This is a genomic window from Synechocystis sp. LEGE 06083, from assembly GCF_015207725.1.
In the GTDB taxonomy this organism is placed as follows: Bacteria; Cyanobacteriota; Cyanobacteriia; order Cyanobacteriales; family Microcystaceae; genus Synechocystis; species Synechocystis salina.
The window spans coordinates 1-8,732 of record NZ_JADEWJ010000162.1; the positions used below are offsets into that span (position 1 = coordinate 1).

8 protein-coding genes are annotated in these 8,732 nt (G+C 48.4%); 3 read left to right on the forward strand and 5 right to left on the reverse strand.

What is annotated here, in order from left to right; translation table 11 throughout:
- From IQ219_RS12680 to csaB, 3 genes are all read right to left on the reverse strand, one after another.
- Window positions 1-853, reverse strand: an 853-nt coding sequence (locus IQ219_RS12680; protein ID WP_194072844.1) for a homocysteine biosynthesis protein, incomplete at its 3' end; no start/stop codon positions are given.
- A gap of 13 nt (window positions 854-866) precedes the next feature.
- On the reverse strand, window positions 867-1,070 hold the full coding sequence (locus IQ219_RS12685) for a DUF2949 domain-containing protein (RefSeq protein WP_190597093.1): 204 nt from the start codon (window positions 1,068-1,070) through the stop codon (window positions 867-869).
- 440 nt (window positions 1,071-1,510) lie between these two features.
- On the reverse strand, window positions 1,511-2,542 hold the full coding sequence (csaB, locus tag IQ219_RS12690) for a polysaccharide pyruvyl transferase CsaB (protein WP_194072845.1): 1,032 nt from the start codon (window positions 2,540-2,542) through the stop codon (window positions 1,511-1,513).
- Window positions 2,543-2,617: 75 nt separating this feature from the next.
- Between csaB and IQ219_RS12695 the strand changes: the two genes are divergently transcribed.
- Both IQ219_RS12695 and IQ219_RS12700 read left to right on the forward strand, forming a co-directional pair.
- On the forward strand, window positions 2,618-4,456 hold the full coding sequence (locus tag IQ219_RS12695; protein WP_194020207.1) for an SLC13 family permease: 1,839 nt from the start codon (window positions 2,618-2,620) through the stop codon (window positions 4,454-4,456).
- 11 nt (window positions 4,457-4,467) lie between these two features.
- Entirely contained in the window at window positions 4,468-5,997 is a 1,530-nt protein-coding gene (locus IQ219_RS12700) for a hypothetical protein (protein WP_194072846.1), read from the forward strand.
- Here the strand turns inward: IQ219_RS12700 and rre8 are convergent.
- On the reverse strand, window positions 5,981-7,426 hold the full coding sequence (gene rre8 / locus IQ219_RS12705) for a high salinity-induced biofilm formation responseregulaton Rre8 (RefSeq protein WP_194072847.1): 1,446 nt from the start codon (window positions 7,424-7,426) through the stop codon (window positions 5,981-5,983). The two genes, IQ219_RS12700 and rre8, sit on opposite strands and share 17 nt — an antisense overlap.
- Window positions 7,427-7,721: 295 nt before the next feature.
- Here rre8 and ureG point away from each other — a divergent pair, with 295 nt between their 5' ends.
- Window positions 7,722-8,342 carry an urease accessory protein UreG gene (gene ureG / locus IQ219_RS12710; RefSeq protein ID WP_194072848.1) on the forward strand — a complete coding sequence of 207 codons (621 nt, stop codon included), beginning with the start codon at window positions 7,722-7,724 and terminating at the stop codon, window positions 8,340-8,342.
- Between the two features lie 260 nt (window positions 8,343-8,602).
- Here ureG and IQ219_RS12715 read toward each other — a convergent pair whose 3' ends face one another.
- Entirely contained in the window at window positions 8,603-8,725 is a 123-nt protein-coding gene (locus tag IQ219_RS12715; RefSeq protein ID WP_368667608.1) for a DUF4870 domain-containing protein, read from the reverse strand.
- Between the last annotated feature and the right edge of the window lie 7 nt (window positions 8,726-8,732).

Here is an 8,732-nt window from a genome sequence, read left to right on the forward strand (position 1 = left end):
CCAACATCAAAGAGGGACCATAGTTTTTCAGATAACAACCCCTTACCCAATAAGCATCCATTTGTTTGGCATCACCAATTAGGGCTAGGGTGGCTGCCGGGCCAATGGGAGTGTGGTTGGGCAGACGTTTCTGCAGAGGAAAATGTTGGGTTCCTTCCCAGGCAATGTAACCCACACCGCCCCCCAGGAAGATTTTGGTGCCAATGCCGATCGCCTGGAGGAGGGGGTCGTTAAATAGGGGGCCAATGGCGCCGGGGTTGGAGTACACTGCATTGCCCAAGCGGGGTTGCAGGGGTCCTAGGTAGGTGTACAGCAGGCGATCGCCACCGTTCACACCCACAATGAAATTCTGATAAAGATTGCGGGGATTGTAGAGGTAAAACTGATTGATGCGGTCGGTGCTAATTACCGTTTCCAAGGTGGTGCGGGGGTAGCAGTCGGTACCCTGGCCCACAGCCCGCAGGGGCAGACTTTTACCAGCAATTAAGTCTTCAATAATATGGCCACCGCCCCTTTCCGCCAGACCTTCCCCTTCGTTGAGGTTATCGCCAGTGTTGGTAATGTCCGCCGCCGCCGTTGCGCCTAAATATAAATCCACCGCTCCAAAGCCTGCATAGGCCGGAATGCCATCTAGCCAGCATTGACGAATTTTAATGGGGGGATCCGTTTGTCCGAGGTTAATCACCGCCCCGGAGGATTCCATTGGCTCAAAAGTTCCGGTACAGACCACATCAACCTGTGCTGCTACCTTTGCAATTCCCAGTTCCCCTACTTGAGCTTTGACCTGCTCCGCCGTCCAAACCGTTGCTTGTCCCCGGCTGAGTTTATCGTTAATTTCGGCGATCGTCCGCATGGCGATGGCCCTACTAAAACTTTTCTAGCCAGTCAAAAATTCGGTCTAATTCTTCTAAACTGATCAACCCATACTGCCAAAGAATGATGGGGAGATTGTTGCTGTTGTCGATGGCGTTACAGGCGGTGCGTTCGGCGATCGCCAGGGATTCGGCCGGCAGGGAAAGGTCTTGGCGGAGAAAATTTAAAAGATTTTGATAATAGTTGGGTTGACTCATGGGGGACGGAAAAAATTTTATAAAATTTGGTCTCTATTTCGGCTTGGCTGGCTGGATGCAACCAAAATTTTCGCTACGGCCATTGCAACAATCCTCCCGGCTCCATCGTCGCTAAATGATAATGGACAGAAGGACTAAATTTTTATTCCACACACCCAAATATTGGAGGTTTTGGCCAGGGGGCAACAATGGGACACAGCCCAAACAGCCAAAACTTTGCAACCATTCTAGGACTGAAGTCCTGTAGACAAATTTAGGCAGGCTACAGATTATGTACCAGCCTAGGACAGTCTTATCTGCTTGCAATCTATCTTGCGATATATTTGGGCTTTGGAACCGGGGCAATAGTTAAATAAAGCTTAAGGTTCCGCAATGACGTTGGCGAAACAAGGAATCGTTTCCCTCGGGCTACTATTCTTACCACACTCCCACCCCAAAAGCTAGCCGACAAAAATCTTTTGCAATAAAGCTTGATGTTGGAGGGCAGATTTTTGTAGTGGCTCCGCCCCTTTCCAAGGTTGCCGGTGCTGGAAATGATCCTGCCAAATTTGACTGAGTTCGTTGCTATCCATGGGTAAATTAGCCAGTTCCCAACCCGGTATTTTCACCTCTGCCATCAAACGACTAACTTTGGGGTCATAACTAAGGGCAAAGCAGGCACTGCCTTCTGCTGCCGCCATAATTAAACTGTGGAGTCGCATGCCAATGGTGAATTCCGCCCCCCGGAATAATCCCTTACATTCCCTAGGGTCTGGGTGGTAAAGAATTTCATAACTCCCTGGCAGTTCCACGGCGATCGCCTCGGCAATGGCTAAATCCTGGGATTTTTGCAGGGGAATGAGCCGCAAATGGGTTTGGGTCTGTTGTTGAAAGTCTTTGAGGGCCTGGGTGATTACCGCCAAACGCTCCAAGGTCAATAGACGATGGGCTCGTAAATTCACCGCCACCATGGGCAAAGGACTAGGGGAAGGGGACGCATTTTCAGCGGCTAAAGACCACACAGGGTCTGCAGCTAAAAAAGCCTTTAAGTCCCATCTTTCCACCAGCCGGAGAGAGGCCTCATCCCGCACGCTGATGCCGTTACAACCCCGCAGTACCTGTTGGGTAAACCAGCGCAACGGTGGCCGTTGGAGGGGGCCAATACCCTGGGCCCAGGCAATGGTCTTTAAACCCCGCATCTGGGCGATCGCCATCAAACCACCGTAATAGAGGGGACTAATCACACTGGTCACATCTTGCATTAAACTGCCTCCCCCCCAGACAAAACCGTCACATTGTCCTAAAAGTTGCCAAATTTTTCCCCAATCTCGATTGTAGTGGGCTTCAACGCCGTATCTCTCCTCAGTAGTCTGGGGATTGGCAGATAGCACCACTGGCTCCACCGTAGCAGGAAGCATTTGCAGTAAACAGACCAAAAGGGCCTCATCCCCGGCATTATCTTGACCGTAGTAACCGCACAGAATGACACGCATTGTTATCGGACTATTTCCTCTTGTGAACTCGCTGGCAATGGGGAAGAATTTGTTTAATTACCTTTTGGGATAACTATGGCCTTTTTGCAAACCTGGCTGGCAGACTATCAAATTCCCCTCACTCTGGCAGTTATTGTTTTTGCGTTGGTGATGTTTGTGCTGGAGTGGTTGCCCATCGACACCACCGCCATTCTCGTGGCTGTGATTTTAATGGTGTTGGGTTTAGTCACCCCCACGGAGGGTTTAGCGGGGTTTAGCAGTTCCGCCACCGTCACCATCATGGCCATGTTCATTTTAAGTTACGGCATCACCCGCACCGGCATCATCCAGGTTATTCGGGATAGTTTAATCAAATTTGGGGGCAATAGTTTACGGCGGCAACTGCTACTGATGGGGCTGATCGTCGGGCCTAGTTCCGCCTTTCTCAACAACACGGCGATCGTCGCCATTTTTTTGCCCATTGTGGAAGAGTGGGCCCGGCAGAGGCAGATTTCCGTTTCCAAGTTATTAATTCCCCTTTCCTATGCCACTATTTTGGGCGGCATGATTACCCTCCTGGGAACGTCCACTAGTATTTTGGCCAGTGGTTTGGCGGAGAAACTCACCGGGCAGGGGTTCAGCATTTTCCAGTTCACTCCCCTGGGCTTACTTACTTTTAGCCTTGGTATGACCTATGTTGTGCTGGCGGCCCCGGCTCTGTTACCAGCGAGGCGCAGTGTGTCCGATGGCAATGTGGCGGCGGAGTATCAAATTAAGGATTACGTCAGCGAAATTATTATTCCCCCCCGTTCTAGCCTGATTGGCCAAACCCTCAGACAGAGTGAAATTCAACGCAAATTTGACATCGACGTGCTGGAAATTATCCACAACGACACCCATTTCCCCCAACCCTTGGCGGACCGGGTTTTGACCATGGGGGATATTTTATTGGTGCGGGCTGGACGGGAAGATTTACTCAGAATTAAGGATGAACGGGGCATTGAAATCCTGGCCGATGTGCAATTTGTCGGTGCTGAAACTAGCCAGGCAGGGCCCCTGGAATCCTCGGAGGAAAAGGTGGCGGAGGTACTGATTCTGTCCAACTCCCGCCTCATTGGTTCCACCCTGAAGGATTTGCGTTTCCGGCAACGCTATAACGCTACGGTCATTGCCATTCGTCGGGGGGAAGAATTAATCCGCCAGCGTTTAGGGAAAGTGCGCCTAAAGTTTGGAGATTTATTACTGCTCCAGGGCCCTAGGGAAAGTTTTCTTGGTTTGCAGACCACCAGGGAGCTATTGGTGTTGGAGGAAAAACCCCTGGATAATCTCCGCCTAGATAAGGCCAAAACGGCGATCGCCATTGTCGCTTTGGTAATTATCACAGCGGGGTTAGATATTTTGCCCATTAGCGTCACCAGTTGGGCTGGAGTAATGGCCATGGTGATTAGCGGTTGCCTGAAGCCGGGGGAAATTTACGGGGCCATTCGTTGGGATGTGATCTTTCTCTTAGCAGGGTTAATTCCCTTGGGCACCGCCATGGAAAATTCCGGCACCACCGCCTGGTTCGCTAGTTTTTTGGCCGATACAGGGGGGCACCTTTCCGGCTACGCTCTGCTACTTTTGTTTTACCTAGCCACGGCCCTGCTAACGGAAATTTTGTCCAATAATGCCACCGTGGTACTCATGCTCCCCATTGCTTTCCAGGTGGCCCAAAGTTTGGCCTTAAACCCTTTGGCGTTTATGTTTGTGGTTACCTTTGCCGCTTCCAATAGCTTTATGTCTCCCATTGGCTACCAAACCAACACCATGGTTTATGGCCCCGGTGGCTATCGCTTCACAGATTTTGCCCGCATTGGTGCCCCCTTGACTGTTATTCTCACCCTGGCTACGCCTCTATTGGTCATGCTGATTTACGGTGTCCAGCAAACAAATTAAACCCCTTCTCCATGGCCAAACTGAACCTTGCCCGCCGTCTCGATCGCCTGCCGCACTTTGAATGGTGGCTCTGGCTGGGCATTTTTTGTCTGGGTTTGATAGGAACTTTAAACCATGCTCCTTGGCGAGATGAGGTCAATGGCTGGTTGATTGGTCGGGATAGCGTTAATTTTGCGGATTTTTGGCGTAATGTGCGCTACGAAGGTCATCCCCTGCTGTGGTACGGGTTGCTCTGGTTATTAAACCAATTGACCCCTAACCTGCTGGCCATGCAATTATTTCATCTGGCCTTGGCCATGGCGGCGATCGCCATTTTTTTGCGTTATAGTCCCTTTCCCCGCTGGCAAAAGTTAATCTTCTGTCTCGGTTATTTGCCTTTTTATGAATATCTCCTCATTAGTCGTAACTATGCGTTGGGCATCCTAGGACTGTTCGCCTTTTGTGCCCTGTTTCCCCGCCGCCAACAGACCTATCTCCCCCTGGCTTTTTGTTTAGCCTTCATGGCCAACAGCAACGCCTATGCCTTAATGATCAGTGTCTGCCTGGCGATCGCCTTGGGGATGGAATGGATTTGCCAAAAACCGTTGGGGGTAAACTTACAGGCTCCTTGGTGGGACAGGGCAGTAAGTGTTTTGTTCTTCACTGCGGCCGTGGCCCTGTCGGTGATGGTAATGGTGCAACCAGGGGACAGCACCCTCCATGGCGGGGCGGATCAATGGATTTTGCAATGGGATTGGTATCGTTTAGGGCAGGCTTTGAGCCGAGTTTGGAATGGCTACATTACGATTTTAGTTCCTTCCGATCGCCGACCTTTGGACTTAGGAATTTTTAGTCTGTTTTCCCTGATTTTTTTGGTGATTTGGTCATTATATTTCAGTGATTATCCGCTGATTTTCCTTTTTTATTTGTTAGGTAGTGGGGGAATTTTATTGTTCACCTACGGCAGATTTTTAGGTGCCCCCAGACATTTCGGTAGCCTTTATCTAGTTCTAATTGCTAGCTATTGGTTAAAATTTTACCTATCTCCCACGCCCCTGTTGCGACAAAAGTTTTGGTTGGGAATGAAGCAATGGAGTCAGAAATTAGTCCCCTATTTATTTAGTTTGATTTTAGTTTGTCAATTAATTGGGGGTTTAGTGGGATATACCAGGGATTTACTTTTACCCTATTCCGCCAGTCGGGCAGTGGCAGATTATTTAGTCAATCAAGGACTTCAAGAAGCAACTTTAGTGGGGAGTAATGATTTTATGGTTAGCCCCATTGCCGCCCACCTCAATAGAAAGATTTATTATCCAGAAAGCCAGGCCTTGGGCAGTTTTGTGATTTTTACAGCCCAAAGACAGGAAGTGGATCAACAGCAAATTTTGCAACAAATTGATCAACAATTAGGGCTTAAGCTCGCTCCACCGGTAATTCTGATTTTAAACTATCCTTTAGGGGTAACCCAGCCTGGCTTAACCATCACTCCCTTGGCAGAATTTCGTCATAGTTTTATCCAAGAGGAGCAGTATTATCTTTACCAAATTAATCGGCAAAACTAAAGTGACGGTTACGACCGGCCTTTTTCGCTTTAAATAGGGCCCGATCTGCCTGGTCAATTAATTCTGTAGGCACCATATTTGGGGATGGCACCATGGTGGTGCTGCCAATGCTCAAGGTGAGATGGGGTTGAATGATGGAACCACGGTGGGGGATTTGAGCCTGCTTAAAAATTGTCTGCAGATGGGCCACCAAGACCTGGCAACCCTGATGATTAGTTTGGGGTAACACCAAGGCAAATTCTTCCCCCCCATAACGGGCCACTAAATCGGTACCCCGCCTGATCACTCTTTCCATCAACTTAGCCACTTGTTTGAGGCATTCGTCCCCCTGGAGATGGCCATAGGTGTCATTGTATTGTTTAAAAAAGTCGATGTCACACAATACTAGGCTGAGATATTGGTGGCTTTTAGCTAATTTTTGCCATTGTTGTTCCAAAAAATGATCCAAATAACGGCGGTTGCCAATGCCCGTCAGCCCATCCATGTTAGCCAGGTAATGCACCTGGGCAAATAAGGCCGATTGTTGAATGGCGATCGCCACTTGACTGCTGAGATGGCACAAAAATTCTATCTCCCAGGGTAACCATGACCGTTGTTGGTCTCCGACCCGGACCACCAGTTGCCCCCAGAGACGATCTTCTTGATGGGGCTTTTTCTGCCAGATGGGGACTAAGAGCACTCCATCCTTAGCCCTCGGTCCTAGGGTGATTGGAGCAATGGGAAGTGGGTGGAGAGAGTTAATGGTTTGGCAGGGAATGGGCTCCGTGGGTTCCCCGTTGGAATCCGGCCCCCGCTGGGGACTATGACGGCGATCGCCACTGGTTAGCAGAGATGAACTAGGTGCTGCTACTAGAATTCTGCTCGCAGTGGGGGAATAGCAACGATAAATAACCACTTGATCAACCTGGAGAAATTTGCGAACTTCGTCCACAGTGGTCTGCAAAATAACCGATAAATCCAATGACTGCCGAATTTCTTCCAAAATACGACCCATTAGTCGTTCCCGCTCAATTTGTGTCTGCAATTGCCGTTTAGTTTTCTTTCTTTCCAAGCCATAGATAATTGCTTTGGCGATCTGACTTTCCCGCAGGTATTCTTTTACTAAATAGTCTTCCGCCCCCTTTTGTAGTGCCGCTAAACCCATATTTAAATCTGTGGCTGTCGTCAGTACAATAATGGGAATATGGGGAGCAAATTTTTGCATGGTGGTTAAAGCGGGAATGCCCTGACCATCCGGTAAAAATAAATCCAGCAAAACGGTGTCGAAAATACCACTCTGGAGTCGATTAATACCCTGAGCCAGGGTCCGGGCCACCTGGAGCTGTACCGCAAAAAAAGATTGACTTTCCAGCAAAATCTTGAGCAATTCCACCTGGCATTGCTGATCTTCAATCAGTAAAATTTGCAGTCTTCGCTGGCAAAAAGTCACAAAAATTCACAGATATTCTGAGGTAGAGGTTAACTAAAACAACGGTGGCGGGCAGAGGACTTCCTAAGTGCGCTGACATTATCTGATACTTGGGCTTAGGGAGTTCAATATTGCCGGGGTTCTCCCAGGGGCTAAAAGCCCATTAGATCAAGCATTGAGAGAGCCGCAGAACTTTTGCTGATGGACAAATTCTAACACCGGCCAAACCGGTTCCGCCCCAGTAAATTAACGGAAGGAAAAATAAATTAGGCGTTACACTGAAAATCGCCCTTGATCTTTTTTTCCTGTTAGTACCATGGCTCAAACTCCCCTCCGCATTGGCATTGCTGGCCCTGTGGGCTCTGGCAAAACGGCCCTTTTGGAAGCTCTTTGCAAAGCTTTAAGACAAAAATACCAGTTGGCTGTGGTCACTAACGACATTTATACCCAGGAAGATGCCCAATTTCTAGTCCGGGCAGAAGCCCTTACCTCCGATCGCATCCTTGGGGTGGAAACGGGGGGCTGTCCCCACACGGCGATTCGGGAAGATGCCAGCCTTAATTTAGCGGCGATCGCCGATTTAGAGGCCCGTTTTATGCCCCTAGATATGGTGTTTTTGGAGAGTGGGGGAGATAATTTAGCGGCTACGTTTAGCCCAGAATTGGTAGATTTAACCCTATATGTGATTGACGTAGCGGCGGGGGATAAAATTCCCCGTAAGGGCGGCCCAGGAATTACCAAATCAGATTTATTGGTGATTAATAAAATAGATTTAGCACCCATGGTGGGAGCAGATTTACAGGTGATGGACCGGGATGCAAAAAAAATGCGTGGAGAAAAGCCATTTGTCTTCACTAATTTAAAAACAACTACAGGCTTAAACACTGTGGTAAATTTCATTGAACATTATTTACCCAGCAAGGTATTAGCAAGCTAATTGAAAATTCATTTCACAGTTAAGACTTCCACATAGACTTCACCCTGACAAAGAGAACTAGCCGGATTTCACCGTTATTGCATAGGTTGCTGGGGCGACTATATCCTGATCCTGACCGAAATTATCCCGGCTAGTAAAAAATGGTTACTAAGCAAAGCACAGTCTTTATTTGCCGACTTAAAACAATGTTGCAACAGGTAGGCAAAGCAGTGAAGAATTTAACAACTAATCCCTCTAGTTTGTGCCAATTTTATTTGATATTATTTAATAAAGGTAATTTTGAGCGGATAGCGGTATCGAATTCCTTCATTAGCTTTCACTGCCGCCATAATTGTTACTACTAGATCAAAAACTAAAACGGCAATCAAAAGAGGGATACCAATTAATAAC

Coding starts and splice junctions, on each gene's coding strand:
- IQ219_RS12685 (WP_190597093.1), bottom strand. CDS start 1,070: ATGAGTCAACCCAACTATTATCAAAATCTTTTAAATTTTCTCCGCCAA.
- csaB (WP_194072845.1), bottom strand. CDS start 2,542: ATGCGTGTCATTCTGTGCGGTTACTACGGTCAAGATAATGCCGGGGAT.
- IQ219_RS12695 (WP_194020207.1), top strand. CDS start 2,618: ATGGCCTTTTTGCAAACCTGGCTGGCAGACTATCAAATTCCCCTCACT.
- IQ219_RS12700 (WP_194072846.1), top strand. CDS start 4,468: ATGGCCAAACTGAACCTTGCCCGCCGTCTCGATCGCCTGCCGCACTTT.
- ureG (WP_194072848.1), top strand. CDS start 7,722: ATGGCTCAAACTCCCCTCCGCATTGGCATTGCTGGCCCTGTGGGCTCT.